The sequence below is a fragment of the Bacillus sp. NEAU-Y102 genome, from assembly GCF_054788175.1.
In genome coordinates this window covers 239,215-263,137 of the sequence record NZ_JBTWFK010000007.1, presented here as the reverse complement: position 1 = coordinate 263,137, position 23,923 = coordinate 239,215, and the positions used below count along the sequence as shown (strand labels likewise).

Sequence of the window (23,923 nt, the reverse complement as noted above, 5' to 3'; positions counted from 1 at the left end):
TATTTTAGTCAATATATTATAAAAAGAAATAAGGGTCATACTCGACCCCAGTATTTTTCGTTATAATCTAAATATCTCTTAACCGCTAAATCCTTAAACTCTTCCGGAGGAATCCCATTAACCGCAGCTAACTCGGATGCTAACTCCTTAACCGCATTCCCCGTTTTAGATTCTTCATCATTTCCATGCGCAGCCAACATTCTTGCATGTGCTGACAACTCAACTAAATGTGTAGCCAATATACTAGCCTTTACAGACTCTCCATACATTTCTTCATACTTTTTATCTGCCAGTTCTTGAAAATCAGACACAGAAAACTCAATCGCAGATAACACCGTATTAGTTAACCCAAGTAACGTGTTTATTCCAGACACCACAGTAGCACTCTGCGTCTTTTCTTTTAATTTTTTAGATTTAGCAACTACCACTGCCATCTTATTCATATATTCATTTATTTCTTTATCTAAGCCAATCTGATAATACGCCACCACTGCATGTGTTAACTCATTCGTTTCTCTCTGTAACTCCATAACCTCAGACATCTCAGCCTTTTCACTATTTTCAATACCTGACATAAGATTTAAAACATCCTCTAACACTTCAGCCTGTTTATAGTCCCTCTTTTTTATTCCCTTTGCACTTTTTATTTTGTTCTCAATTTGACCCTTTAAACCTTCCCACTTATCCATACCTACACCCCTGTCTGTATCCTTACTTACTAAAACATCCCAAGTATTTGTACCTGTATCTACAACTAATTCGTAATCCGTACCCTTTTCCTCAGTAATATAGAACTCAAAACACCTATTATACTTTTCTATACTTAACCCTTTATCTTTGCAGACTTGATACGCCTCGGTACTGTACCAGACTGCCTCCGCTTCAACATCTTCACAACCATCATAAGGATTTGCTTCCATAACCTGCGTCCTTGCGTACCCTTTTCTTTCTAGATAATTGACAATATGTAAATAATCATCGCTATTAGCGGAATTAAAGAAGATAAACCCTTTTGTTGTATCACTCAATACCCCTTTTATTACGTTCGGACTAAGAAAAACCTCCGCATGTTTACATACTGCACGTAACTCTGATTGAATAACATTTCCTTTACTTACCACATTATTACCCTCCCACTTATATCAATCTTCACAACCATCAATCTGTCGTAATCTATCTACTTTTCTAAACGTTGATAAAATTTTATATGGATTCTCAGCCATATCCCAACTTTTACAGTATAAATGACTACATAACTCGTAGTATTTACTGCCTTTCTCTGCTATCTTCATATACCTTTTTTCTTGGAAATTAACCAGGTAATACTCATCCGCATCTCTGTCCCAGAAAAACGCCTGACTGCTTGTAATTTGCATAATATGAACCTCCTAAGCATTTTGAACCTTATATTACTAAACCTTTAATTTAAATCCATACTCCAACTATTTCTCACATCATCAACCGTATACCCATCTTTATTCATGAGACTTTGCCCTCTGTATGCCCACGCTGTACGCCGATACCACTCATCTTTTATTTGAAACTCGCAGTACCCCGAACCTAACACTTTAACCGAACTTGCTCCACATTTCTTTACAACCTCCTGCAGCGAATTTCCAGAAGCAATGACCCCATCCTCTTTTGTACACACAAACCAATTACGCTTTCTTCGAATACCTAACATGTGTTCATTGTACTCAGACATAACCCGAATCTCTAAAAAACTAAGGTCAGGCATTAAAAAACTCTTGCCCATTCCCATACCTCCAAGTTTAGGTACGACTAAGTTACTCATATCTACACTATCTCTGTTTATCACGCATATACACCCTTTCTGAGCCTTGCTCTTCTTTTTATATAGTATTTGTCGCTCTTTATAGAAAGAGGGCTTATATAAGCCCCCAGTACCTTACATTAACCCGAAATGTACTTGGACTCTTCATACTCGAATTTAGTATCCGTCCAGAACTCAGCCACCACTACTTTGCGTGTACTGTCCTTGTCCTGCCAAGTAAACACTTTTTCTTCTCCGCACTGAGTCCACTCGTTACCCTGCTCATCTTTTTGAGCAAATTTAAGTTTAAATACTGTATACCACTCGTCATTATAAAAGGCGAAAATAACCCTTCCGTTATCTACTACCATAGCATAGTAAGGTTTAAATACTGTCAGATACTTATCATCCACCTGTTTTACTTTATCTAAATCAATGTCACGCATTGTTTTATCTTCATGTTTGAACTTATATTCACCTTCATACAACTTCTCCATCATAACTCCCCCTTAGATTGTCTCATCAGTACGGAGAGCGCTACTCTTCCGTAGACATGCAGGAATCCCCACATGTTTCGACCTTATCGGATAGCTGTGTACTCAACCTCTTCTACACCCTCAAAACAGCTTGCAATTAGATTTTGAATGTTTGCACAGTCCATTGTACTTGCCCCATTTTTTGATTTGTAATAAATTTCAGAGCCAACTTTTCGTAGGCTATTCACCACATAACACTCACCAAAATTCAATACAGACACAACAAATCTTCCGTAGTCTCTACTTTTTTCATCTTCCACCTTATTCACAAAAATATCATAACGTGTTGCAGAAGCAGTACCTGTAATAAACATACTTACCATCTCCATTTCCTATTTTTATTCTATATTATACATGTTAATCCCCAAGGAGCTTATAGCTCCTCAGCGAAATCTTCCAACTCTTCTTTTTGGTTACGTAAGTTTATATAAATGGCTTCCAGTTTTTTATCCTCAGCAGAACCACTTTCATGTGTATTTACGTTTAACGAATCTAACTCGTTTGCTACCGCCTCTAGTCGTCCCGCAAGTTCTAATAACTGTTCTCTAAGTTCCATTTTCCTTACCCCCAAAGTTTGTTTGTTTTTCTTGTCTTAAATATACCACTTTATTATATTTTAGTCAATGTTTTATGTTTCTATAATTCTTCCCTTATCTAATAAATAGATAGAACAAATTAATTCAAAATAATATCTAATTTTCGTTATAAACATATATCTAAAAGTCTATTATATAAGGCTAAAACATTTTAGAAACTTTTTTAAAAAATAAATAAGGAGTTTTGCGTTTTTAGCTCAATACAGTAATAGGAGGTGGTAGACATGAAACAATTTATGAAAAAAGCATGGGGCGTTACAAAGAAAGTATGTAAAGTTTTAAAAGAGTTACTTTATATTGTTGCAGGAATTATAACCGTTTATATGTTCTTTATAGGTTAATAGAAAAAGCTATCTCTTATGTTGAGATAGCTTTTTAATTCATCTATACGTATTACACCCCAATAACCTTTGCGTAATGTACCCAGACCTTACCTTCACTTAGAAACTCAAAGATAAATTCTGTACCGTTCGCATGCTTATAATAAGAACCTAGCACATAATCCGCATCTATAGGAAGCCCTTTTCCTTCTTCTTTTACATCGTAATGGTACTCATTAAAGTCCTTCACTTCTACTGTTCTAGACTGTAACGACGTTTTATCCTCTTTGGTATATTGCATCTCTAACACTTTCATGACCATTAACCCTCCTGTATTTTGTTTATGGCTTGTACGATAGCAACCTCATCGCAACCATACAGACCAGATGTATTCGTATTGTTATATTCCACAACCTTAAATCCATCAGGTGTTTCCGCTACATCAATAACATAAGAATCCGCTACCCAGAACTCGAAAACCCTACCTTCCACATAGTCTAACAGACTATCCGATATAGGCTTTGTTACATCTGTCTTACCGTTTACTTGATAACTAGAACCTGCAATAACCCGCTGATTCACAACAAAGAATCGATATTCTGAAAGCAGTTCTCGTACTGGAGACATCATCAATCTTTGCCCCTCATACGGACTACCCTCCCGGTTTTCACGCTCCTGCCAATCCAAGAACTCTTCTCTTGTAACCACCTGACCCGTAAACAGTTTTGTATTTCCCGTAGGTCTAATAAAGAACTTATCTGCAATCGGTGTAAGCTCCTGCAGCTCCCCACAAACAAAATCATGGTTTACCAGTTCATTTCCTAACCAACCACGGAACACATCAAACTCAAAGTTCTCGTTATGGAACGTACCCGGATACAACCCCATAGTTTTTGCTATATCCGACAGTGTTTTTGAACCATATACCACAACCCTGTGACCGTTTGTAAAGTTGTTGAGAACCCTATCCGAGTCCTCAACAGGTACTTTCGTTTCTTTATCTAACACCGTAAGCGTACTATCCTCTTCTATCTTCACTAATAGGTATTCCGTATTGCACTCATCTAGTGCCTTCATCATTCGGACACTATTTTCTCCTTTGTTTAAAAACTCCTGCACCAACCATCTCATACAACAACCCCCTTACTCCGCTTTTTCTAACACCATAAAGAACGTACTATTTGGTAAATCTACTGCGTTTCCTGACTCATCTTCAAAATCGATTTGTTTACTTAAATGAGATGTATACCCGTCCTGCAGGTAACTCATTGCCTGCACAATTTGTACCTTATCCCCAAATACTTCTTTTACACATTCTTTGTACTCGTTTGGCGTGTAAATTCCGAATTGCTCCTGCACCTCATGTACGAAGGACTCCTCACCCCACGTATATGTATATAGAAACTCCATCGCATCGTTAACCAACATTTTGACCGTATTCTCTGCCACTACCTCATATCGGATTTCACGACCTTTAAACTCATGAGCGTACTGCTCTAAGAACTTCATCCCGCTCGCATCTTTAAAGCGAATCACACGTTTTAACCCTTTGTCTTCGGTCATAATTCCGTCACGGATAATAATACGACCTCCCGGCTTTAAAACGTTGTATGCGCTTTGTAGACCCATTTTAATTACATCATGGTTGAACTTTTTACCCTCATAAGGAATATACGAGAACAACTCATGTAAAATAGAAGAATACACGATTGTATCAATGGATTCTTTTTCAAACGAGCCACTAAAATCTAACGCATCACCTTTAATGACATTCCAAGAGCGTGACTCATCCTGCTTTTTCTTTTTAAGTGCATCAATTACGTTTTCAGAAATATCAATACCGTAGATTTTCTTACCCTCGGTTTCTTCCTCAATCATGTCTAACATGACTCCACCACCGGGTCCCACATCTACAATCGTCTCGCCTTTAAGGTAATCGAGAATAACCCGTTTATCATCGGCTGAACTATTCATATGTTCCAAATACACTTCCTCGTTGTGGAATCGGTCATATGCATCTTTACGTAACCCAAAGAAATCAAACAGCATTACAGTTGCTCTTGCATGCATCATATCGACCTTCTCAGCCTCTACACAGAACGTTATAATCGCCTCACCCATACCAGAGAACTGGAACGAAACATGCGCCGTTTTCATTTCCTCATCAATACCGACCTCAAATGAAACATGCGTTGTATCCGGGTTTTTCGTTTCACGATATTCACGTAAATACTTCTCAATAACTCGTTTACGGTACACGTTATCCTTCTTCTCACCTTTGAAATCGTAATGTAATTGCTGCATTAGTTTTTCAAAGTGGATATGCCGTACATCTTTATCCCCGACTGCTTTCTTAACCAGAACAAGTACCGTCCAAACATCCTCGAAACTAAGTGAGTGCATAGCAGGTTCTACATACCATAAGTCCTTATTTGCTAAAAAGTTTTTGATATCCCATTTTTGGCTGCCCATGATATCAAGTTTCTCACTAACTGACTCATTATGTTTTGCTGTTAACCTATGTATACGTGACGTAAACGGCTCTTTATGTCCCTCAAAAATACCTTCAATCGCAATAACCACATCATTTTTAACTTCATTCCATAGAGACTCAGACACACCCGCAATAATGCAGTGATTCAAATGACGTAACACATCCTTTAGCTTTTCCACACCATATTTTTGTTTATGGGCATGTACCAACTCGTAATGGGACTCTAGACGAGCCTCACCTCGAATATACTGACCAATTAACCCATGTGTTCTAATTAGGTCTCTGATGAACGCATAATATGTATCCTGTAAACCATCTCCATCTCCATCTCCATCTTCGTCTTCGTCGTCACCCAGACAAATATTTTTATAAATATCAGCAGAACCCTCGTTGTGTACCATCAAGTTAAACCCTTTACTTATCCACTCTTCACGCTGCTTTAAAGACCCTGCCTTTGCTAGTTCGCTATATGTTAAAACCGTCTCAATAATTTGATACAATTCCTCGTCTATATTTAACCCATCCAACACCTGCAACGTTCGATACACGTACTGTAGCACCGCATCGGTTTTTATTGTCCCTAACGTTTTTACATTTTCATAATTCTGATGAACCTCTTCCGCTGACACTAAATGCATTAACCACTCAGGATAACCGAATTCTTCGCCCGCTAAATAATCCTCAATTACATCAATACTCTTCACCTTATTTACCCCCACACCTCAGATTTATTTTTAACCTAGCGCACGTAATACATTAAGACCTACCCCTGTCAACCGTACTGCCCCTTTTGGACAACCCTCACACGGATATCTCTCAATTAATTTTTTATTTAACAATGACTGCACTGTTCGTTTGTTATACTCCTCAATTGGATGTGGTCGATGGTACGCATGATTTAGTTTGTATAACACCTTCTTCTGCGCATCACTTACCTGCAACCCTTTTAACACATGTTCATATTTAAACGTGTTACCGACTACTTTTCCCTGACGTGTTAGATATAACATCCCGCCCGTAGGTAGATGCTGTACCCTCTCAACCAAACCCATTTTTGTTAGTTGTCGAACGGCAATCCCTAACTCCCCAGAGAACGTGTAACCCGGATGACCGTCTCTAAATTTTGGATTTGGCTTCATCAAAATACGTATCGCCTTTTTATGTACTTCATTTAAGTTATAATCCATAACCAACACTCCCTATGCTTTCTAACCTAAGTGTAACTTACTGAAAACCCTGTATGTTGTTCTCGCTTATCACCGACATCTTCCAAGACTAAGGAGTTAAATCCCTAGTCCCGTACTTCATATTTAGCTATTTTGTCTTGGTACATTTCATTCTTCCAACCCTCACGATATAGTTCCGGCGCAATTAACTTTGTGTTGTCACAGGCAAGCACCTCGCAAGCGAAAGCAACCATATGTCCCCAACTACCCTCAAACACACAAGACTCATCTTTACCGAACCCGAAAAATAATTGAGGATGTGAATTTGACTGAATAAGATTAACCCTTTTACCACCACTAACACAATCAACAGGGAAATCGACTTCCTTATCGTAAATACAACCTACATAACCACTGTTTGACCACCCACGGTTATATAACTTAGGTGCAATTAACCAAGTGTTTTGACTTCCTAACACCTCACAGGCGAAAGAAACAATATCACCCCAACTACCTTTAAAATCATCACCTACATAAAAATCTGTCATCCATTCGCTATCTGCGATAGATATACTCCCAGAAGCGACTATCTCTTTATCAGGAAACTCTTCAATTACTTTAATTTCATCCATTTCATTTCTCCCTCTCGTTTACAAGTTCTTTGTTTTCGTTAGTTAAACTATACCATTTTATTATATTTTAGTCAATAGTAAGTCAGTTTAAAGGCAAGGTCTTTAGTTAGACCCTGCCACGCTTAAATCTCTAGCGACAAACTCCATTGTTACAGCCTCTAAAACAGCCTCTAATCGTCTCTTTGTTTCTTTAAATTCTTCTTCGCTATGATTCTTGAAAATTTCTTCTTTTAAATTAAGAACCTCTTTTTCTTTACCTTTAACTAGCTTTAACGCCTCGTCATACGGGATTTCCCCACTCTTAATACGTAACATAAATTCTCGCTCTTCACCGCTATATAAAAGAGCAGAGCCGAAATCCGTAAACCCATTACCGTAATACTTAAGGAATAAATCCAGTACACGATACGCCCTCATCAACTCTTTACCTTTTCTAGACTCATCATCCGTTTTCGCCGCCCATTTCATACTGTTTAACGCTGTCCCTAAGCAGCAAGAAATAAACCCCGGTAAATTCATCTTGGCAATATCGTCCCTCAAGTTGTACAACAGATTGAAAAACTCCTCGGTTTCTTCGTTTGTTGTAAACTCTTTAGAAAATAAAATCTCAATGGAGTCTGGATTTGCTCTCGTAAATAAGTTGACTAGACTCCGAATATCTTTAACCACTATATCTACGCTTTCACTAATTTTTGTGTCTTCAATTTTGACATTGTGGAACATATCTAAAAACGTAGGTACATAAAATTCCTTTTTATCTACATCCGAAGTCTCATCATCCAACCCATGATTATGACTCCCACCAACCATACCAAACAGCAATCTTCTTTTCATTCTAAACACCTCTCCGCTTATTTTCTACTTATAGTATACCAATTTATTATATTTTAGTCAATATTTACCCATAAGAAAAAGGGCTTTATTTAGCCCCTTCTTGAACTTTCCGCATTCCCCACTGGTACTCCCACTCTACAAGTATTTCACCTAATTCTCTGGCGTTTACCTGCTTCCCCTCACTAGACATCTCTTGGAAATACTCAGCAACTCTAGTTTGTATAAACATGTTTTTATCTTCCACAACCCTCACCAATCCTTCTAAAAATCATAAGTTACTATTTAACGATTTTAGTATTATACTAGTTATTTCTTACCGAGACTCCTTGCTAACTTCATCCAAGATATCATCTATAGAGTAAGAAATCGTAGTGTTGTCTTCTATTGTGGTAAACCCATATTCTTTACATAACACTTCACATATGTTATTTACATCTAAAGTTCTACCTTCATACTTAGCAAACCGAACCGCTTTTGTTAGTACATCTTTAAATTCTTCTTCAGTAAAATCAGTAACATGAAATAGATTTTCCCAACCCCAGTCACTACTAGAAAATGGGTCACCTAATTTAATTTTGTAAATGTACATCCTCATCTTCCTCCTTATGTATTCCCGTATATTTCCGCACCTTAACCTCTTTACAACAAGATGTAACTGACATCCCTGCAAGTTTTGAACTATCGCCAGTCTTCTGGAAAATCATAAGCTATTGTTTCACGGTTTTCGATTTTACCAACTAACTCCTCCAAGCAGCTATCACACAATTCAACTTTTACCTTTGCAATTTTGACACGATTGTTTGCTGTATTTTCACAGTCAGCGCATGGTGTATACAGACCATCCGCAAACTTTTTTACTTTAATCATGACCTATTCCTCCTCTAGTTTAGCTAACTCCTTACCACAAAAAGGACAGTAATCAACTGGGAACTCCATACGTTCATTTCCCATTTGCCCCGTTACTTCCCAGATGTTCAACTCCAGGTCTTTCTCTACAGAAACCTTATCGTAGTTAGGCAAACTCCCATTAACCTCTATCATTCTATCGCAAACATGACCCGCCATACTTTACACCTCTTTACCTTAGTAATTGTTTTCGTTATATACTAAATCAAATACCTGTTCCTCACTTAACTCGTTCCTTTTATTGAACGCATCCATTTCCTCTTGATAATGCTTATCAAACTCTTCTTTTGTTTTTAACGTTTCCCCACAAAATGTACAGTAAAATGGATGAAGTACATCTGCCACATTAACCACTCCTTTTATTTAGTAAGTCCAGAAACATCAATTAATCCAGATATTTTAACTGGTGTATGTTCCCATTCAATAAATAAGTATTGTCCATACTCTAAAAACTGCTTTCTTACCGGGAAGACTTCCTTTGACATCCAACCTGCCGGAGTACGTTCTGGCTTACATTCCCATACCTGTGCAGTTCTATTCTTATCTTTTGCAATGTATCGGTAACCTAACATATATAAATACTGCAACTCAACCTGTTCTTTTTGTGTTAGTGACTTTGCTGCTTCCACAACATCTACCGTTTTCTCAATAACCTCATTTTGAACCTTTTTACGCTCACCGTAACCAACCACCTGCATCTTTTGAACCCCCTTTGTGTAAGACTGAAGTACACAGACCTACGCTGTGTACTTCACGACCTTCGCTTCAACTGTGACTTCCTTATCGTATTCAAACCAGCTCTTAACCGTACGTAGAACCGCTCTCGCACGATTCATAGCATCTTTTCCCTCATCTGCTGTATATGTATTCGTTACCCAACACTCTATATACTCTTTTGGATTGTTTGCATCATAACAGAATATTTCAACGTCAAAACCATCTTCGCCACGCTCAGACCAATCATAGACTTTAACCATTACTAAAGCGTTGCTAAGTCTACCTACCTCTTTATGTAACTCTGGTTTAATTTCTACCATTTTTTCTTGTACTTGCATCTTGATTTCCTCCTTATGTTTTCCCTTAATTTCCTTGTCTTAAATATACCAGAATTTTATATTATAGTCAATAGATAAACAAAAAGAAGCAGGTGACCAAACCCGCTCCTTCTACTAGAACCGCCTATACAATCATAACATAGTCATCATCTTTACGCTTCTCTTACAATTTTCAATGCTTCTTCATACGCTTCGTATCTCCCTTTCGAATGACTAGCAGCTAGACTTGCTCCCGTCTTCAGAGAATCTTGTTCCGCATCTTTGCTCTTACCTGCAAGTTTTACTACCTGTACAATCACCTCATCTATAGGTAAATCCTCATAGAATTGAATCACTTTCTTATATGCAGAACACATACCATCCCAATATTCGAACTTCTCTTTATCACCTAGCTGTATGGCTGTTACTGCCATATCAGATGCTTCACGTCTTTTCGTTTCTAACCCCACACTTACTCTGCGTTCCTGTAATGTCTCGTTCAGCTCCTGCAGATGTTTCCAATCTTCGGATGTCATTTCCTCCAATAAAGAAAGTTCAATTGCCTCAGGCTCTCCCTTATCGTGTTGTACCCAAGTACCCCACACCTCATCTACTACTCTTGTAAAGATTCCATAAATTGTTTTACCTGCATACTTAGACTTATATAATCTACCTCGAATCATAATAACCGCTCCTTTATTTAAACTACCTGGAGGGATTCACCCCTCCATCAACTATCAATAATTCTTTTCCACCAATAACCCTTTTAGTTTTTTGTTTAAATCGCGGTACTCCAGAATAGAATCCTCTTTCCCCTCATCTAACATTTGGTTTGTCTTTGTTACAATTTGCGCTCTACGTTCATATACGTCAACCGCTAAGGCATATAGCTCAAAATCGATTTCACCCATGTACAGGCACTTGTCGGACGTTTCAAGTAATTCGGAATAATCATACTTCCCTTTAACAAACCCATATTTCTTACCACACTTAAAGACTGTATACTCTTCCTCATCGTTTAACACGTAATGCCCTACATAATAATTCGGGTCATCTTCTAATTTTCCACTTTTCCAACCTACACATGAACGTGTCTGTAACTTAGGCTGTAATTCATATACAACGTTTTTTAGTATCGCAACTACTTTTTCATTTGGAAGCTCTTCTTTTTTATAATCATACATTCGATACGTTGGTGTTTTCCATGCGAAACTTACATATAAGAACTCATCGAATAGTTTTAACCTTGTGTACGTTCGTACATTCTCCGATAAGTGAATCAAGCATAAAGCAGGTTTACTAGTATATTTCCCGTCCACTACCTCCTCGCTATTATCGACAATCGTTACTGGATAGTTTGCATACTGTGTATTTGTAATAATCATCCCGAACTTGTTGTCCATTGGATGGTTTTTATATTTTTCTACTTTTAAATTAAACGGTATCATACGTACCTCTCCCTTATTTTAAAATTAAAACTTCGCGACCAATTGCTGCCTCGACAGGACTTACACCTGCAGGTAGTTGACTGACCGCAGCCCCTATCATTTTGATTTCATGTCCTCGCTTTTTGAAACGATTCCCATAAGCGTCCTCTAGGTGATACATGTTTTGCCCTAATTCGGATTTGATTTCTTTAATAGTAGCCTTCGCTTTCCCATCTTTCATAAGAACCTCTTTTAACTCATTGTATACCTCAATTTTACCCGTATATTCCGCAGCCTTTTTGTAATCACCACGACTACTAAAATCACGCTCTCTTACCTTTGCATGGTACTCCCAAGTATGTAAGAACTTCCACATTTCATCTAACATGGCAAGTAAATATAAATCCTTTACTTTACCATACGCAAGCAGTCTCCCGTATTGTTTTCCTGCTTCTTCATTATCTTTCCAGTTGTTACTCTCGTTAAATTTGCTTAACGCTTTCTCTTGTAAACCCTTTGCTACTTCCATTCCGCCCTCAGCGATTTTTAACATATCTACAGTCATTTTATGTAGCCCCTTCCGTTTCTTTATTCCCTTTTGTTTTCCTTTGTTACTTATACTATACCAGTTTATTATATTTTAGTCAATATTATAAAGAAAAAAGAGCATAGGCTTTCATTAACCTATAACTCCGTTATGTACCAACATATTATTTATCTCCACAAATACTGCTTTTCTACCACTAAAGAACGCTAACTCATCCTCGCTTAGAACATTAGCTACACTACGTTCCCAATCCCTAGATACATACAGCCACTTACTTGTTTGCTTTTGTAACTCTTTGATTCCTCTTTTCTCTAGTATTATAGAAATCTCAGAATACCCATCTAACCTCCCACGAAGCTTTCGCCCCTCTACTGTATCTCGATTGTCCCCAAGCTCAAGAACTCCTTTTTCTACTTCTGCCAACTCTGTACTCACTTTCTCTCTAAGTTGTCTCAACATTCCACCCTCACCCTTCCTATATAACGCTCTACATACTTTCCCATAATTACCAAATTTCACCCTGCTGCTTTTTGATTCTCTTCCTTTATTTCACGCATACACTCCAGAATTAAATGAAAATTATCCTCTTGATAGGTTGTATCATTCATTAAATCAACCAATGTTTGTTTAAATCTCTTCTTCCTTTCCGCATGTTTACGTTGATTTTCCTCTATATCTTTTTCGAACTGTTCCGGCTTTAACCCGTACTTACTGGAGTGGTCTAATCGTTTTGGTCTATATTTCACAACAAATCCCCCTGTCTGTTCTTTCTTTATAATATACCAGTTTATTATATTTTAGTCAATAAATAGACATAAGAAAAGGGGGTATGCTGCCCCCTAGCTCTCAACCTTCTGCTTCTGCAGTACCACGTTTTTATCCTCTTCTTTAATCGAATCTGCCAACTGGAACGCTATAGCGAGTGATGATAACTCCCTCGGTGTATACGTTCTTGCTTCGTGTTTCTCCTTAACCTTCTTTACATGCCCTTGAATTTGGGCGATTTCATTTAAAATTCCCGGGTATCTTTGAGACAACTTCCAGATTGGCTCTGTTATCTCCATATAATCCTTAGCATGCCGTCTATGCTGACGAATTATATTTAAATCTTTACCCGCCTTATCGAAGTCTACATCCTTAAGCAGCTCTAGCGCATGTAGAATATCTTCCTGTAACCCCTGTGTTGCTTCCAAATCCGCCAGAGCTGACTCATACTGCTTAGGTACACTACCAAATAATGTACGACAGGCATCAAATAATTTCTGAAAACCACTTGTACCCGCAGCATTGGTAAGTTTTAACCCCATCGCAAACGCTGCGTCCTTATCCTCGTTCTTTTTAATTCCTGCATCAAACATGTCTATAACTTCCTGCAGCTTTTTACGCTCATCCTCAGTTAACTGAGCAGTCTGCATAACATCCAGTACATGAACCTTAGCCTCTCTAAAACCCAAACCCATGAATCTCTCACCCCTAGTTAGTTTTTTCTACATCTTCCTTTTCTTTACTGTCTTCCTCTCCTTCGCCAGCACCGCCATCATCTTCTTCATCTTCGTCTTCCAAATCTTCATCTTCCAAATCTTCATCATCTTCATACCCCAATAGATTTTCAATAGCGAATTTTATATCCATTCCGATATCCCAAATGACAAAAGGCAACCAAAATATCATCACCATCGAAATAAGAACTCCGTATATTATTTTATAATCAAATGGGGTAGTCTCACTTACACCATCAGCCATTTTCTTAATAGCTGTTTCATTGTAAATAAGTACCACATTAATCCCTACCAATAGGTAAATACCTACCCACTTAATCATAATCAGTAACATATCTCCAGAAGTCATAACCTACACATCCTTTACACTCTCTACTATACAAGGATGTTACTTAGATTTCCTTATTCAGTTTATCAAAAAAGAGAGGTAAATTTACCCCTCTTTCCTTTAACTACTAACTACTGTTTTATCTTCTGCCGTAGTAATCCCTAGCTGCTCATATACCTTATTGATAAACAGAGAACGCCCTACCGGATGCATACTTGCAAATTTAACATCCATTTCCTTAGAAAGCTTCACAACCCCTTTTGTTCCGCTACCGTTACCGCCATGCCCGATGAACTCTAACATTAGGATGGCTACATCTGCTTTTTCAAGATTTTTACGGATAGTTACCTCACGTTCTTTCTTTCCGTGTAACCAAAGGAACTTCCCACCTCGACCAGTAACCTCTTCCTCCATCTTCGCTCGACCCGGTTCAAAACCAACCATAAGGACTGTCTTACCTTTCAATGTTTGTTGGTATGCCTTTTTCACCTTTTCTTTTTTCTTAGAAAACGTAACCGTGTTTGAGAAATCCATAACAAAATCAGAATCATACCTCCAAACAACCCTTACAATATCAGGGTTGCTCTTAGAATATGCCACATCAATCGCATCCCCACTTACAACCCCTAAGTTTTCTACATCACCCTCGGGAAGTCTTAGCGGTTCTGTTTTCCCATTAACCATAATTGGGTTTCTTGACATATCCATCTTTACACAGAGACACCCATCTTCAAAATCTGTATCTACAATAGCATAAGGAATAACAACCCTGTCCTCGTTTGGTGGCATATTTCTTCTCTCCGCTACTTCGAATTTATGTTTCGGTTTTCCTTTACCTGTCAACCCATCATCGACAGCGTACACCAAATCCCCATGCTCAATCTCTAAATCCCTAACTATCTGCTCCGGTACAAAACAATCTTTTCCTTGTAACTGCCCGCCACGTAACCTTCTTTCGAAAACATAAGCTTTTTTGACCTCTGAAACCTCTGTATTGTTTGTTGAATCATTCAATACAGTAACCTTCTCAATCGCATTAAGACTACCTATATCCGGAAGTTCTATAACTTTTTTCATAACATCAAAATATTTCTGCAATTTACCCTCTGTATCCGAAATAGACTCAACTGTAAACCCTATACCACCTGTAAGTGTTTTTATATCTTCATGTAACTCTACTAAAACCCTCTGCTTATCCATAGACCTCATCCTTTTTCTATATTAGTTGAATAAAACAAGATAAATAAAAATAAAACCACCAGAACAATAACTTATTTCGCTCTACTGGCTTTATTTTACACTGTATACGTATTAAAAACACGTACACCCTTATCAAGCAATTACTTACCCTCTACAGCTTCCTTCTCGTACTCTTCTAACTTTCTAGAGTAATATTCAAACATCATAGCGTGTGAGTTAAAGTACATCTCATTGATTAGATTTCTCATAAACTGAACACCACTGTCATCCTCACTAACCCCATTATCTAACCAATGCTCAATGTTCTTATTACAAGCCTCGATAATCCCATCACGGCTGAAACATATCTTCAAATTCTTTACTATCCACTTTACCCCGTCTTTTGGCGGATTCTCATTATATATTTTTCTCATTACTTATCTCCTCTTTCCTACTATGTATTTACGGTAATCTCTAAGCGTTTTATTTACCGATTCTGGCTTGTTTTTAATCTTATTGAATGTTTCCAGTACCTTTATATCAGAAATAGGCTCATCACCTAAATCAGCAGCTACATCGTTGTTTAATTCCCGAATAGCTACCTTTAACCTCTTGTTTTGCTTCTTTGTTACCCGATTATTCACACCTTTACCCCCAAGCACATATGATTGTGTACTGCTTTACGCCACACACTCACGAGCCAATATTTTGTCTACCTTTTCCCTACCTATACAATCCTCAGCAGGGTTTACTGCATCTACAAACCAATATAGTGAGCGCAAATCCTCAACTAACGAACGCAATATGGATACTTTTTCACCTACTTCAACTGCTACATCCTCTTTACTCTTAAAACTATCAAGTGTTCGTGCAGCTCTTACATAAGCTTCTAACCTTTGTTTACGCCCCTTCGCATTAACCAGTTTTGAAAACTCACGGCGAACCACCTGCACTCTTGCTCTATCCCCATTATCTAAATGTCGACTTGCCAACAACTTACTGATTACGTCAAGCCCATTATCCTTCTTTTCATCTATTACTCGAACTACTGTATCCTTCATAACCACTGCAACCCCTTCTTGTTCCCTTTTGTTACTTATACTATACCAATTTATTATATTTTAGTCAATAGCTAGTCAGGAAAAAGCAGGGTAATCCTGCTAGTCAATAAAATCGTAGTCATCTATTTCTTTCTCTACCCAACCTTTTTTAACTGCAGCAACCGCAGAATCTAACACCTTATGTAACTCCTCACCTATAATTGTACTGTTAGGCAGCAGCACATTAATTCCTACTGCTTTTGCATATCTACCTCCGCCACCATAATCCACAAGAACCTCCATAGCGTAGAATTGTTGCAATTCAGATATAAGAGCATATAATAGATTTCTTTCATTTGCCACAATAAACGAGTTATTGATGGTTAACCATTGCTTGTCATCCTTACCTGACTGATAAGAAATCCCCAACAACTCTACCCTTCTACTTACATTTCTTTTATATACCTTCGCCTCAATACTGTTCATTTTCTTATACGTGCGCCCATTAATAAAGTCCCTTAAGTTAACCGCCTTCAACTTCCTTTCCACCTCTGAAAATGCCTTATCTTTGTAACTAGATAGCAACTCACCTGTTAACCTCTGTTCAGCTACCCGCAACACATCAGACTTAAACTCCTCGTAACAAACATCCGTCACCTTCTTTGAAATATCCCCCGCTATACTATTAATAAACTCAGAAATAAAACAATCCTCAACTTGGAATACAAAATCCTTTCCAACCCTGACCGGAACTACCTCAATGTAATGTATATTACTGTCCCGAAAATACTTAACTTTACTATCTTCGTTTCTATGCGTCACAAATACTTCGAACACAAAAGGCTTCATATCTTCTTCAACCACATCCATAGCATTATAATCACCTAAAACCCCTACATCAGCCACATAATCACCCACAGGGTACTCAACAAAACTGATATCTCTAACCTTCTTGTAATGTGCTAACACATCTAAGACTGAAATTTTATAATCCTCTACCCCTAAGGAACAAAACACATTTTTAATTCTAGATGGAAAGTAATCTAACCCTATACCTAATTTTATATCTTCGCCCCTCTTAATAGCCCTCGATATGTAATGCTTTGCCTCAAAGTGCAACAACGTCTCCTTTGTGACCGAACACTGACTATCAGGTTTATGACTAAAATGGTGTTCCCGCTTGCTCCCTTTTCGAAACACGACATCCTCACCGCAATGAGGACATGTATAAATCACACCACGCAATAACCTATCGTCTATAGAGACTATTGCGTCTCCTTGTAATGCAAAATTCAACTTTACACCCATATAATTACACTCCCCTTTCTTGTTTCTTTGTTTTATTTCCGCTACCTAATTCTTGTTCATTTCAAACAAAAAAGTGAGTATCTACATACTCACCTCACTGTTTTTACTGACTCTTTAACATGCATTTTCCGATGTAAAATGGTCAATAAACTGTCCATTTCTCGGCGGTATGACGGGAAACCGTACCAAAACTCCAACCTATTTTTAGCCTTCTTTGTAAGCTTATGATAGAACTTATTACCACGTACAGCGACAGACATATCTCCCTCAACCCAACCACCAGTATGTAGTGAATTTCCGGTATTTCGGTTTATGACATATGGCAGCTTTACACCGTTCTCATCCTCTAACCAACACTTATAATCAGCACCCTCATTGCAAATTAGTTTGTAATTCTGTTTGTACATAAGCAGCAAAACTGACAACTGCGGTCTCGATATTCCTTTCATAGTAACCCCTCCTCCAATCCCTACTGTTTACTTACTTTCCCCTAACATCTTCGCATCTGCTTCCGGAATTACGAATAACTCGTAATTGTCTAATTCCTGTTCCGTTAATTCCCTGTTATACGCAACCGCTCCGAATTTTCCAAATGACTCATCTGTATCTACAAAATCTCTAGGCTGACAACCCGGACTGCATCCTCTTAATGTATATCCATACCAATGTTTTCCCATAAACCCTTACCCCCAGTTATTATTTTAGGAACTCTTTACCTGCAGCAGTTAATCGAATTGCCCCATGTAAAAACCCTTGATAGTGATACTTTTCTACTAAACCTTTTTCAATAAGGCTACCTATTGTTCTTTGATTATACGCATCAGATGGATGGCGTGACACGTTTTCGCTAAACGGATTTACCAACGCCTGTAATACTTTTTCTTGTGCCTTTGATACTTTCATTTATAAAACCTCCCGTAATTTACATATCGCTTTATTACCTAAAGTATACCATAATATTATATTTTAGTCAATATTCTCTTATATAGAACTAATAAGAAAGCCCCCACATATCAATCGCCGCTTTTCCATCCTCTATCTGTCAGTATCAAGGAATAGTTCGCATTAACATGTTTTATATCTCCGATTTGATACGGCTTTCCTGTACTTGGATTGATTTCCTTAACCTCCTCATAAACCCTGCACATACCCTCGTATCCAGTTATATACGTCTGCTTATTTCTTCCCCGACCGTACGGTTTTGTTTGAATAATGTAACCTACCTGTATCTCTACGTAGTCATGCTCATTTTTATATAAACGATAGAACCATGAAGTATCTTTACATCTAAATTTACGTATTCTCATGTTAAAAGAACTATGGTACTGAAACCCGAAACGTTTTAAGATTTCCTCAATCTTTTTTGTTGCTTCCAACACACCCTCTTCATTATCCCTAGGATAAAACTTCCCATCAAATTGTTTAAGGTAATTTAACATTTGCTCCCACGTAAAACTCATGATTCTATCTCCTCTCTATTCCTCTTTGTTATGCACTTGCCTTTTCCCAGTAACTGTACAGTGCTGACTCCCCACAATCCCACGTATCGTAGAAATATCCATCTTCACAAGTCACAATATGTTTTGCTACCTGTAATACAAACGTACCTTCCTTGTTACTGATTGCGAATGACTGTACTTTTGGTCTTTTTGTCCCCTTCTTATTTGAAATCTTATGCTCAATGAAATTGTTTCGTCTTAAATACTCTCTCCATGCATCCTTATCGTTTGGCATTACCTTCAACTCAAACCCTAAAGCATATAACTCCTTGTATACCGTATCCCAGTCCTTACCCGTAGCCTTACAAAGCGCCCTAACTACACAGTCGCTTGTATCGTTCTTTTTAGGATTTGGATTATAATATCTATTTCTTGTCTTTGCCATTACCCGCAGCCCCTCTCAACTATTTATACGTATTAAAAACTTAATTACCCTTCTTTGTTTCTTCAGTAATAAATCTCTCCATTTCAGTAATTGCTTCCTTTTGAGAACTTTGCAGCATACTTGAACAACGTCGCTTACCAATAACCGATAAGTACATACCTTTTGGGTCACCCTTCATTCCTCGAATGCTATGATAAATTGTGCTTTCACGTTGCTCTAATCGGAAAGAAAGTACACGGTCTCCTAGAGCTACTCGAATAACCACACAAACTTCATCCCCATACGCTTCTCTATCTTCTATTTCATGCCCTTGTTCTTTTACCCATTTACGTACTTTAGTGAATGTTTTTGCCATTTTCTTTCCCTCCGATTAGTTTATATAACGTATTTTTACTTCCGCTTATTACTTGACTTGTTACCTTTACTATACCAGTTTATTATATTTTAGTCAATAATGAAGTAAAAGAGAAGCTGACCTCTTTATGAAATCAGCTTATATCTCTTTAAGGTTTTCAGTAACCCTTCCCGTCTTTTTCTCCTGCCTCGTTCCACTCCCCGGTAACTTTAGTCACTTCATTACTCACATGGAACATAACATGAAAACCATCTTCTACTTGTAGTATTTATGGTATATATCATGGTCTTCTTTTGTTCCTCCTAAACCATCACCGTTAAAATCCTCTATATACGGGTTGTCGGGCGTTGTGTCCGTTTCTACACCATCCATGAAGACTGACACCACAGAAACTAAAAACCACCCTACAAGAGCCACAATAACCGCTATCCCACCTAGACAACCCCATGTAGCTAAATCGCTAGGTGCATTGTACACTTTTCCGTTATTTACATACACTTCCTGTATCCGATTATCCTTACTTACTTTAATAAAGAGCGTAATATCGTTACCATTTTCCTTTGTATGTATCCTCTTAAACCCCGGCATATCTCGAAATGTAAACTCATCAAGCTCCTCTATTGTATCGAGCAACCCTTTTGTCTTATCCTCATCATATTTTGTGTACTGCAGCTTTTGCCTAAAGTCACTAAACCAAGCCGACATCGTAAACCCCCATTACTTACCTAGTATTTTATACAGAAATAGCGGGAGTACCTAAACCCCCGCTATCTTACATACTCTCGTGTATACCGATTTATGCCTTTCTTACAATTTCATTATATAAGAACTGTGCATACTGCTCACGTTTTACTACTGTGTTACCTGCGAACTCGTTATTTCCCATACCGTTTGAGATATTGTTACCTAGAAGGATTCGAGTGTAATCATATGCCCAATGCCCCTTAGGTACATCCGCAAAGTTTTCCACCCCTTTAGCCTCTAGTTTAAACGCTTTTTTAAGTACAGCAGATAGCTCGTAGCGTGTTAATCCATCGTTTGGACGGAAGTTACCAGAACCATCACCAACCATAATCCCTGCATGGTTTACATTCTTGATATCTTGCTCAAAGATATCACCTTTAATATCCCCAAACTCTGTTCCACCTTGAACATCCGCTAGTTTCAGATGACGGCTGATTAAAGAAGCTACCTGACCACGAGTCACGTTATCGCCAAAACCAAAGCGTCCGTCTCCGTAACCTTTAACCAACCCGTCTTTTGCTAATTGGTCGATTGCCTTTTTAGCCCAGCTATCTTTAGGCACATCTGTAAACGCTGAACCATCTACTTCTGGTTTAACTTCCGGCTTAACTTCTGGTTTAGCTTCCACTGTTACTTTTCGTTTTGCTGTAACTTCATGCCCTTTTGAGTCAACAACCTTATACGTAACCTCGTACACTCCCGGTACGTTTACATCTACATTTCCGCTATACGTTACTTTAGAAGTGATATTCCCATCTTCCTTATCGTTAGCAGTTACGCCATCCATCACCTTAAACTCAGAACCCTCAGTAATTGTAACTTCGCCCGGAACGTTCAGCACAGGTGCTTGGTCTTCTACCTGCTTCTTAGGTAACACCTTTAAGATTTTTTCCTCCACAGCCAGATTCCCATCACTATCTTTAACCGTAAACTGTAATTTGTAGTCGCCCTCTTGACTTAGTACGCTTAGCGGCTTCCATGTTTTTAAATCGAACACCTTAACCTTACCCGTAATGTCTCCATCCTCGTCATCAATGGCTTTAATGTAATCAGCAGGGTTAAATGTATCACCTACATACGCCACCATATCTTCAGTCTTAAACGAAATGATAGGCTTTCCTGACTCCACAACATGCACTACAGCTTCACCTTTACCTACAAATCTAGCTAACCCATTATCGTCCGTTTTATCTAAATTAAACATCACACGATAATCCCCTACTTGATTCACATCTACAGAATTAACATCGTACTTCACATAGTAATCTAAATTTCTAATACCTTCTGAAGTCTGTACCTGAGCTTTTAAACCTAAAATATCTACTAAATTATGTACAAAACCTTGTGTTCCCTTTTTAACAGTATACTCAGGCTTATCAAATGTAATAGGTACATTGTATTGTGCTACTCCTTGTGCGTAAGCAGCCTCACCTACTTTTAATGTATCTACTGTTTGTGCTTGTGCTACCCCTGATACCATTGTAACCGCCATTACAGCAGTTGCGGCAACCCCTACCATCTTCTTATATTGTTTTTTCATTTGTAATTCCCTCTTCCTTTTATATTTTTTGTTTTTATTGTTTTCAATATTTTTCTATACACATTATACAATATATTAGCCCCCAGACTTCCTTTATTTTAGTCCGTAAACACATATTTATGTACTTAGCTATCAAAACCAGGCTTATTTATATTACTAATCTTCTTATCCGCACATACTAGAAAACATGCAGCTAAGTTGTTGTTAAGGTTAGTATATACCTGCTTTTGTTTTTCATGTTCATCATTGTTATCAAAAATAAATCTTTTATCTATATTCCTATTTTCAAAGGAAAACCCTAAAGTTTTCCTTCGTTTATTAAACCCACAACTTCATCGACTGCAAGCTCTGGGTTCTCTAACAGAGCGTTTGTCAATCTATACAAACCCATCCGACTCAAGTCCTCCGGTGTATCCCTAAATGTACATGTTACAAACACCTGATATTCCTTATCCTTGTACCACACATCCGCTACTTTTCCATACATATAAACCCTACCAATCTCTCCTAAAGTTGTAGTTGTACTCAGCGTTTATTACGTTATGCTCTTCATAAAACCCAAATCGCTTATACCAAACCTTTAACCTCGCTACATCGCCACCTAACTCACCTGTAACAAACGCCAGTAGTGGTTTCTTTCTAGAAGCAGCGAAATCAATAACTTTTTGTAACGCTTTGCTACCATGACCCCTGTTTTTATAACCGGGAGACACCTTAATCGCCGCCAAATACACGTATTCATCAAACTCCTCTACAGTCACTTTAACATAGTTATTATGTAGAGGTATCTCTAACTCCCATAACGTATCTCCCAATTTTTGTTTTGTTTTCAAACTCTTACCGATTAGTTTATTTAAACTTTTTACCCCATCCCAGTTACCGCTAGCATTAGCCTTATCTGCAGCTACTGCTAACTCCTTACTGTACTTAACAATAACTTCCTCAATATCTTTAATACTATCGGAAATAACCTGCTTACGCTCTTCGTCCTTTAACGACATCCTGCCAACCCCCTTATAGTACCTTCTTATTTTATCCTACCTTTATATACTTTGGTCAATAGGGGAAATCCCCTAAGACCTTTACTTTCGACTACCTTTAACCTCTTTAACCAAGGTGCGATAATGGAATCGTTGTATCTCACCACTCGCAGGGATTGTGTTCAACTGAACCTCCGCAAGCTCCCCAACTACAAAACCATCGATACCGCCTTTTTCGTTAATATGTAAATGGGATGCATCTACAATCTTTCCTGCTTTCTTTTCTACTCTATCAATTATCCCGTAATACCTCTGGATTATATCTAAACGAAACCAACGTTCCGCCTGTTGTTCTGTCTTAACCACAAACGAGATATCTGCCTTACTGATTTTTCCTTCACGCACTAATTTACTACGCTCGCTATCTGTCATAACATCATTCCCGTATTTCTCCTGTAAGTCGTTATACCAACGCATATCGTGTTCGAAAACTCGGTCTAAGAAATCAACAATAACTCTTCGTCCTGACTCTATCCATCCCGCACGTTCAATAAAGTATTTTGCCTCGGGTAACTTATCTTCCCACTGCTGCTTATGTCGTAAGTGCAAACCTATCATATGATTTAAATGTGACACATCATGCCAATCGCCCTTTTTAGCAGCCTTTTCTAGCGCCTTAGCCATCTTTTTACCTTCATTGAAAATATTGGATTCAAGTTCTTTTACATAATCCTCAACACGTTTCTTATAATCCTCCGCACCTTGTAGTGTATCTAATGGACTTTCTGTCATATTAACCG

The 23,923-nt window shown here is 38.0% G+C and carries 41 protein-coding genes; all 41 read right to left on the bottom strand.

The features are described 5' to 3' along the window. Positions 1-35: 35 nt before the first annotated feature. The 41 genes from ACYFX0_RS19880 to ACYFX0_RS19680 all read right to left on the bottom strand — a co-directional run bounded on the left by ACYFX0_RS19880 (position 36) and on the right by ACYFX0_RS19680 (position 23,915). Positions 36-1,121, bottom strand: coding sequence for a hypothetical protein (locus ACYFX0_RS19880; protein WP_460271649.1), 1,086 nt, complete (start codon positions 1,119-1,121; stop codon positions 36-38). A 21-nt stretch (positions 1,122-1,142) separates the two neighbouring features. Beyond that, positions 1,143-1,376 (bottom strand): hypothetical protein, encoded by a 234-nt coding sequence (locus ACYFX0_RS19875; protein ID WP_460271648.1) that lies wholly within the window; start codon positions 1,374-1,376, stop codon positions 1,143-1,145. Positions 1,377-1,420: 44 nt separating this feature from the next. Then, a complete protein-coding gene (locus ACYFX0_RS19870) occupies positions 1,421-1,819 on the bottom strand; it encodes a hypothetical protein (protein ID WP_460271646.1) in 399 nt (132 codons plus the stop codon). A 95-nt stretch (positions 1,820-1,914) separates the two neighbouring features. Further along, complete coding sequence (locus ACYFX0_RS19865; RefSeq protein ID WP_460271644.1) at positions 1,915-2,271, bottom strand: hypothetical protein; 357 nt, start codon at positions 2,269-2,271, stop codon at positions 1,915-1,917. Between the two features lie 83 nt (positions 2,272-2,354). Further along, positions 2,355-2,624, bottom strand: a complete 270-nt coding sequence (locus tag ACYFX0_RS19860) for a hypothetical protein (protein ID WP_221660530.1) — start codon at positions 2,622-2,624, stop codon at positions 2,355-2,357. Between the two features lie 59 nt (positions 2,625-2,683). Next, a complete protein-coding gene (locus ACYFX0_RS19855; protein ID WP_193635500.1) occupies positions 2,684-2,866 on the bottom strand; it encodes a hypothetical protein in 183 nt (60 codons plus the stop codon). 433 nt (positions 2,867-3,299) lie between these two features. After that, positions 3,300-3,542 carry a hypothetical protein gene (locus ACYFX0_RS19850; RefSeq protein WP_460271642.1) on the bottom strand — a complete coding sequence of 81 codons (243 nt, stop codon included), beginning with the start codon at positions 3,540-3,542 and terminating at the stop codon, positions 3,300-3,302. Positions 3,543-3,547: 5 nt separating this feature from the next. Next, positions 3,548-4,357 (bottom strand): ATP-grasp domain-containing protein, encoded by an 810-nt coding sequence (locus ACYFX0_RS19845; protein WP_460271640.1) that lies wholly within the window; start codon positions 4,355-4,357, stop codon positions 3,548-3,550. Between the two features lie 12 nt (positions 4,358-4,369). After that, the gene (locus ACYFX0_RS19840; RefSeq protein ID WP_460271638.1) at positions 4,370-6,439 is read right to left on the bottom strand and encodes a class I SAM-dependent methyltransferase; all 2,070 of its coding nucleotides are present in this window, start codon (positions 6,437-6,439) and stop codon (positions 4,370-4,372) included. Between the two features lie 15 nt (positions 6,440-6,454). Then, positions 6,455-6,907: a hypothetical protein gene (locus ACYFX0_RS19835; RefSeq protein WP_460271637.1), complete on the bottom strand. Its 453-nt coding sequence runs from the start codon at positions 6,905-6,907 to the stop codon at positions 6,455-6,457. A gap of 104 nt (positions 6,908-7,011) precedes the next feature. After that, positions 7,012-7,518 carry a hypothetical protein gene (locus ACYFX0_RS19830; protein ID WP_460271635.1) on the bottom strand — a complete coding sequence of 169 codons (507 nt, stop codon included), beginning with the start codon at positions 7,516-7,518 and terminating at the stop codon, positions 7,012-7,014. A 102-nt stretch (positions 7,519-7,620) separates the two neighbouring features. Then, positions 7,621-8,352 carry a DNA polymerase beta superfamily protein gene (locus tag ACYFX0_RS19825; protein WP_460271633.1) on the bottom strand — a complete coding sequence of 244 codons (732 nt, stop codon included), beginning with the start codon at positions 8,350-8,352 and terminating at the stop codon, positions 7,621-7,623. 85 nt (positions 8,353-8,437) lie between these two features. Next, positions 8,438-8,581 carry a hypothetical protein gene (locus ACYFX0_RS19820; RefSeq protein ID WP_460271631.1) on the bottom strand — a complete coding sequence of 48 codons (144 nt, stop codon included), beginning with the start codon at positions 8,579-8,581 and terminating at the stop codon, positions 8,438-8,440. An 84-nt stretch (positions 8,582-8,665) separates the two neighbouring features. Beyond that, complete coding sequence (locus tag ACYFX0_RS19815; protein ID WP_460271630.1) at positions 8,666-8,941, bottom strand: hypothetical protein; 276 nt, start codon at positions 8,939-8,941, stop codon at positions 8,666-8,668. 89 nt (positions 8,942-9,030) lie between these two features. Next, complete coding sequence (locus ACYFX0_RS19810) at positions 9,031-9,219, bottom strand: hypothetical protein (protein ID WP_460271628.1); 189 nt, start codon at positions 9,217-9,219, stop codon at positions 9,031-9,033. Between the two features lie 3 nt (positions 9,220-9,222). After that, positions 9,223-9,417 (bottom strand): hypothetical protein, encoded by a 195-nt coding sequence (locus ACYFX0_RS19805; protein WP_460271626.1) that lies wholly within the window; start codon positions 9,415-9,417, stop codon positions 9,223-9,225. 18 nt (positions 9,418-9,435) lie between these two features. Further along, entirely contained in the window at positions 9,436-9,603 is a 168-nt protein-coding gene (locus ACYFX0_RS19800; protein ID WP_460271625.1) for a hypothetical protein, read from the bottom strand. 14 nt (positions 9,604-9,617) lie between these two features. Then, positions 9,618-9,956: a hypothetical protein gene (locus tag ACYFX0_RS19795; RefSeq protein ID WP_460271624.1), complete on the bottom strand. Its 339-nt coding sequence runs from the start codon at positions 9,954-9,956 to the stop codon at positions 9,618-9,620. 39 nt (positions 9,957-9,995) lie between these two features. Next, on the bottom strand, positions 9,996-10,313 hold the full coding sequence (locus tag ACYFX0_RS19790; RefSeq protein ID WP_460271622.1) for a hypothetical protein: 318 nt from the start codon (positions 10,311-10,313) through the stop codon (positions 9,996-9,998). 152 nt (positions 10,314-10,465) lie between these two features. Next, positions 10,466-10,975 (bottom strand): hypothetical protein, encoded by a 510-nt coding sequence (locus tag ACYFX0_RS19785; RefSeq protein WP_460271621.1) that lies wholly within the window; start codon positions 10,973-10,975, stop codon positions 10,466-10,468. A 54-nt stretch (positions 10,976-11,029) separates the two neighbouring features. After that, positions 11,030-11,740 carry a hypothetical protein gene (locus ACYFX0_RS19780; protein WP_460271620.1) on the bottom strand — a complete coding sequence of 237 codons (711 nt, stop codon included), beginning with the start codon at positions 11,738-11,740 and terminating at the stop codon, positions 11,030-11,032. A 13-nt stretch (positions 11,741-11,753) separates the two neighbouring features. Next, complete coding sequence (locus ACYFX0_RS19775) at positions 11,754-12,284, bottom strand: hypothetical protein (protein ID WP_460271619.1); 531 nt, start codon at positions 12,282-12,284, stop codon at positions 11,754-11,756. Positions 12,285-12,398: 114 nt separating this feature from the next. After that, the gene (locus ACYFX0_RS19770) at positions 12,399-12,725 is read right to left on the bottom strand and encodes a hypothetical protein (RefSeq protein WP_221660510.1); all 327 of its coding nucleotides are present in this window, start codon (positions 12,723-12,725) and stop codon (positions 12,399-12,401) included. Between the two features lie 56 nt (positions 12,726-12,781). Further along, a complete protein-coding gene (locus tag ACYFX0_RS19765) occupies positions 12,782-13,012 on the bottom strand; it encodes a hypothetical protein (RefSeq protein WP_460271618.1) in 231 nt (76 codons plus the stop codon). A 93-nt stretch (positions 13,013-13,105) separates the two neighbouring features. Next, positions 13,106-13,681 (bottom strand): hypothetical protein, encoded by a 576-nt coding sequence (locus ACYFX0_RS19760; protein ID WP_460271617.1) that lies wholly within the window; start codon positions 13,679-13,681, stop codon positions 13,106-13,108. 58 nt (positions 13,682-13,739) lie between these two features. Beyond that, on the bottom strand, positions 13,740-14,114 hold the full coding sequence (locus ACYFX0_RS19755) for a hypothetical protein (RefSeq protein WP_460271616.1): 375 nt from the start codon (positions 14,112-14,114) through the stop codon (positions 13,740-13,742). A 99-nt stretch (positions 14,115-14,213) separates the two neighbouring features. Further along, a complete protein-coding gene (locus ACYFX0_RS19750) occupies positions 14,214-15,293 on the bottom strand; it encodes a hypothetical protein (protein ID WP_460271615.1) in 1,080 nt (359 codons plus the stop codon). Between the two features lie 140 nt (positions 15,294-15,433). Beyond that, on the bottom strand, positions 15,434-15,706 hold the full coding sequence (locus ACYFX0_RS19745; protein WP_460271614.1) for a hypothetical protein: 273 nt from the start codon (positions 15,704-15,706) through the stop codon (positions 15,434-15,436). A gap of 3 nt (positions 15,707-15,709) precedes the next feature. Beyond that, positions 15,710-15,916, bottom strand: coding sequence for a hypothetical protein (locus tag ACYFX0_RS19740; RefSeq protein ID WP_460271613.1), 207 nt, complete (start codon positions 15,914-15,916; stop codon positions 15,710-15,712). 36 nt (positions 15,917-15,952) lie between these two features. Next, a complete protein-coding gene (locus ACYFX0_RS19735) occupies positions 15,953-16,333 on the bottom strand; it encodes a hypothetical protein (protein WP_460271612.1) in 381 nt (126 codons plus the stop codon). A 99-nt stretch (positions 16,334-16,432) separates the two neighbouring features. Next, entirely contained in the window at positions 16,433-17,620 is a 1,188-nt protein-coding gene (locus ACYFX0_RS19730) for a competence protein CoiA family protein (RefSeq protein ID WP_460271611.1), read from the bottom strand. 89 nt (positions 17,621-17,709) lie between these two features. After that, positions 17,710-18,069 (bottom strand): hypothetical protein, encoded by a 360-nt coding sequence (locus tag ACYFX0_RS19725; RefSeq protein ID WP_221660501.1) that lies wholly within the window; start codon positions 18,067-18,069, stop codon positions 17,710-17,712. A 27-nt stretch (positions 18,070-18,096) separates the two neighbouring features. Beyond that, entirely contained in the window at positions 18,097-18,297 is a 201-nt protein-coding gene (locus ACYFX0_RS19720; RefSeq protein WP_460271610.1) for a defense against restriction DarA-related protein, read from the bottom strand. Positions 18,298-18,316: 19 nt separating this feature from the next. Further along, positions 18,317-18,523, bottom strand: coding sequence for a hypothetical protein (locus ACYFX0_RS19715; RefSeq protein ID WP_460271608.1), 207 nt, complete (start codon positions 18,521-18,523; stop codon positions 18,317-18,319). 110 nt (positions 18,524-18,633) lie between these two features. Further along, a complete protein-coding gene (locus tag ACYFX0_RS19710) occupies positions 18,634-19,080 on the bottom strand; it encodes a hypothetical protein (protein ID WP_460271607.1) in 447 nt (148 codons plus the stop codon). Between the two features lie 28 nt (positions 19,081-19,108). Further along, positions 19,109-19,504, bottom strand: coding sequence for a hypothetical protein (locus tag ACYFX0_RS19705; RefSeq protein ID WP_460271606.1), 396 nt, complete (start codon positions 19,502-19,504; stop codon positions 19,109-19,111). A 40-nt stretch (positions 19,505-19,544) separates the two neighbouring features. Continuing rightward, positions 19,545-19,859, bottom strand: a complete 315-nt coding sequence (locus ACYFX0_RS19700; RefSeq protein ID WP_460271604.1) for a hypothetical protein — start codon at positions 19,857-19,859, stop codon at positions 19,545-19,547. Positions 19,860-20,114: 255 nt separating this feature from the next. Then, positions 20,115-20,564 (bottom strand): hypothetical protein, encoded by a 450-nt coding sequence (locus tag ACYFX0_RS19695; RefSeq protein WP_193635468.1) that lies wholly within the window; start codon positions 20,562-20,564, stop codon positions 20,115-20,117. A 91-nt stretch (positions 20,565-20,655) separates the two neighbouring features. Next, entirely contained in the window at positions 20,656-22,143 is a 1,488-nt protein-coding gene (locus ACYFX0_RS19690; RefSeq protein ID WP_460271602.1) for an S-layer homology domain-containing protein, read from the bottom strand. A gap of 494 nt (positions 22,144-22,637) precedes the next feature. Further along, positions 22,638-23,144: a GNAT family N-acetyltransferase gene (locus tag ACYFX0_RS19685; protein ID WP_460271601.1), complete on the bottom strand. Its 507-nt coding sequence runs from the start codon at positions 23,142-23,144 to the stop codon at positions 22,638-22,640. A gap of 81 nt (positions 23,145-23,225) precedes the next feature. After that, positions 23,226-23,915 carry a hypothetical protein gene (locus ACYFX0_RS19680; protein WP_460271599.1) on the bottom strand — a complete coding sequence of 230 codons (690 nt, stop codon included), beginning with the start codon at positions 23,913-23,915 and terminating at the stop codon, positions 23,226-23,228. Positions 23,916-23,923: the final 8 nt, after the last annotated feature.

Excerpts from the sequence above, each read along its gene's own strand:
- ACYFX0_RS19695 (WP_193635468.1), bottom strand. The coding sequence starts at position 20,564 with ATGTCGGCTTGGTTTAGTGACTTTAGGCAAAAGCTGCAGTACACAAAA.
- ACYFX0_RS19705 (WP_460271606.1), bottom strand. The coding sequence starts at position 19,504 with ATGGCAAAGACAAGAAATAGATATTATAATCCAAATCCTAAAAAGAAC.
- ACYFX0_RS19690 (WP_460271602.1), bottom strand. The coding sequence starts at position 22,143 with ATGAAAAAACAATATAAGAAGATGGTAGGGGTTGCCGCAACTGCTGTA.
- ACYFX0_RS19755 (WP_460271616.1), bottom strand. The coding sequence starts at position 14,114 with ATGACTTCTGGAGATATGTTACTGATTATGATTAAGTGGGTAGGTATT.
- ACYFX0_RS19700 (WP_460271604.1), bottom strand. The coding sequence starts at position 19,859 with ATGGCAAAAACATTCACTAAAGTACGTAAATGGGTAAAAGAACAAGGG.
- ACYFX0_RS19830 (WP_460271635.1), bottom strand. The coding sequence starts at position 7,518 with ATGGATGAAATTAAAGTAATTGAAGAGTTTCCTGATAAAGAGATAGTC.
- ACYFX0_RS19780 (WP_460271620.1), bottom strand. The coding sequence starts at position 11,740 with ATGATACCGTTTAATTTAAAAGTAGAAAAATATAAAAACCATCCAATG.
- ACYFX0_RS19850 (WP_460271642.1), bottom strand. The coding sequence starts at position 3,542 with ATGAAAGTGTTAGAGATGCAATATACCAAAGAGGATAAAACGTCGTTA.
- ACYFX0_RS19825 (WP_460271633.1), bottom strand. The coding sequence starts at position 8,352 with ATGAAAAGAAGATTGCTGTTTGGTATGGTTGGTGGGAGTCATAATCAT.
- ACYFX0_RS19715 (WP_460271608.1), bottom strand. The coding sequence starts at position 18,523 with ATGAAAGTATCAAAGGCACAAGAAAAAGTATTACAGGCGTTGGTAAAT.
- ACYFX0_RS19775 (WP_460271619.1), bottom strand. The coding sequence starts at position 12,284 with ATGACTGTAGATATGTTAAAAATCGCTGAGGGCGGAATGGAAGTAGCA.
- ACYFX0_RS19745 (WP_460271614.1), bottom strand. The coding sequence starts at position 15,706 with ATGAGAAAAATATATAATGAGAATCCGCCAAAAGACGGGGTAAAGTGG.
- ACYFX0_RS19710 (WP_460271607.1), bottom strand. The coding sequence starts at position 19,080 with ATGAGTTTTACGTGGGAGCAAATGTTAAATTACCTTAAACAATTTGAT.
- ACYFX0_RS19855 (WP_193635500.1), bottom strand. The coding sequence starts at position 2,866 with ATGGAACTTAGAGAACAGTTATTAGAACTTGCGGGACGACTAGAGGCG.
- ACYFX0_RS19770 (WP_221660510.1), bottom strand. The coding sequence starts at position 12,725 with ATGTTGAGACAACTTAGAGAGAAAGTGAGTACAGAGTTGGCAGAAGTA.
- ACYFX0_RS19720 (WP_460271610.1), bottom strand. The coding sequence starts at position 18,297 with ATGGGAAAACATTGGTATGGATATACATTAAGAGGATGCAGTCCGGGT.
- ACYFX0_RS19725 (WP_221660501.1), bottom strand. The coding sequence starts at position 18,069 with ATGAAAGGAATATCGAGACCGCAGTTGTCAGTTTTGCTGCTTATGTAC.
- ACYFX0_RS19730 (WP_460271611.1), bottom strand. The coding sequence starts at position 17,620 with ATGGGTGTAAAGTTGAATTTTGCATTACAAGGAGACGCAATAGTCTCT.
- ACYFX0_RS19790 (WP_460271622.1), bottom strand. The coding sequence starts at position 10,313 with ATGCAAGTACAAGAAAAAATGGTAGAAATTAAACCAGAGTTACATAAA.
- ACYFX0_RS19845 (WP_460271640.1), bottom strand. The coding sequence starts at position 4,357 with ATGAGATGGTTGGTGCAGGAGTTTTTAAACAAAGGAGAAAATAGTGTC.
- ACYFX0_RS19750 (WP_460271615.1), bottom strand. The coding sequence starts at position 15,293 with ATGGATAAGCAGAGGGTTTTAGTAGAGTTACATGAAGATATAAAAACA.
- ACYFX0_RS19815 (WP_460271630.1), bottom strand. The coding sequence starts at position 8,941 with ATGTACATTTACAAAATTAAATTAGGTGACCCATTTTCTAGTAGTGAC.
- ACYFX0_RS19805 (WP_460271626.1), bottom strand. The coding sequence starts at position 9,417 with ATGGCGGGTCATGTTTGCGATAGAATGATAGAGGTTAATGGGAGTTTG.
- ACYFX0_RS19860 (WP_221660530.1), bottom strand. The coding sequence starts at position 2,624 with ATGTTTATTACAGGTACTGCTTCTGCAACACGTTATGATATTTTTGTG.
- ACYFX0_RS19875 (WP_460271648.1), bottom strand. The coding sequence starts at position 1,376 with ATGCAAATTACAAGCAGTCAGGCGTTTTTCTGGGACAGAGATGCGGAT.
- ACYFX0_RS19685 (WP_460271601.1), bottom strand. The coding sequence starts at position 23,144 with ATGTCGTTAAAGGACGAAGAGCGTAAGCAGGTTATTTCCGATAGTATT.
- ACYFX0_RS19795 (WP_460271624.1), bottom strand. The coding sequence starts at position 9,956 with ATGCAGGTGGTTGGTTACGGTGAGCGTAAAAAGGTTCAAAATGAGGTT.
- ACYFX0_RS19785 (WP_460271621.1), bottom strand. The coding sequence starts at position 10,975 with ATGATTCGAGGTAGATTATATAAGTCTAAGTATGCAGGTAAAACAATT.
- ACYFX0_RS19760 (WP_460271617.1), bottom strand. The coding sequence starts at position 13,681 with ATGCAGACTGCTCAGTTAACTGAGGATGAGCGTAAAAAGCTGCAGGAA.
- ACYFX0_RS19865 (WP_460271644.1), bottom strand. The coding sequence starts at position 2,271 with ATGGAGAAGTTGTATGAAGGTGAATATAAGTTCAAACATGAAGATAAA.
- ACYFX0_RS19810 (WP_460271628.1), bottom strand. The coding sequence starts at position 9,219 with ATGATTAAAGTAAAAAAGTTTGCGGATGGTCTGTATACACCATGCGCT.
- ACYFX0_RS19680 (WP_460271599.1), bottom strand. The coding sequence starts at position 23,915 with ATGACAGAAAGTCCATTAGATACACTACAAGGTGCGGAGGATTATAAG.
- ACYFX0_RS19835 (WP_460271637.1), bottom strand. The coding sequence starts at position 6,907 with ATGGATTATAACTTAAATGAAGTACATAAAAAGGCGATACGTATTTTG.
- ACYFX0_RS19820 (WP_460271631.1), bottom strand. The coding sequence starts at position 8,581 with ATGTTTATACAAACTAGAGTTGCTGAGTATTTCCAAGAGATGTCTAGT.
- ACYFX0_RS19735 (WP_460271612.1), bottom strand. The coding sequence starts at position 16,333 with ATGAAGGATACAGTAGTTCGAGTAATAGATGAAAAGAAGGATAATGGG.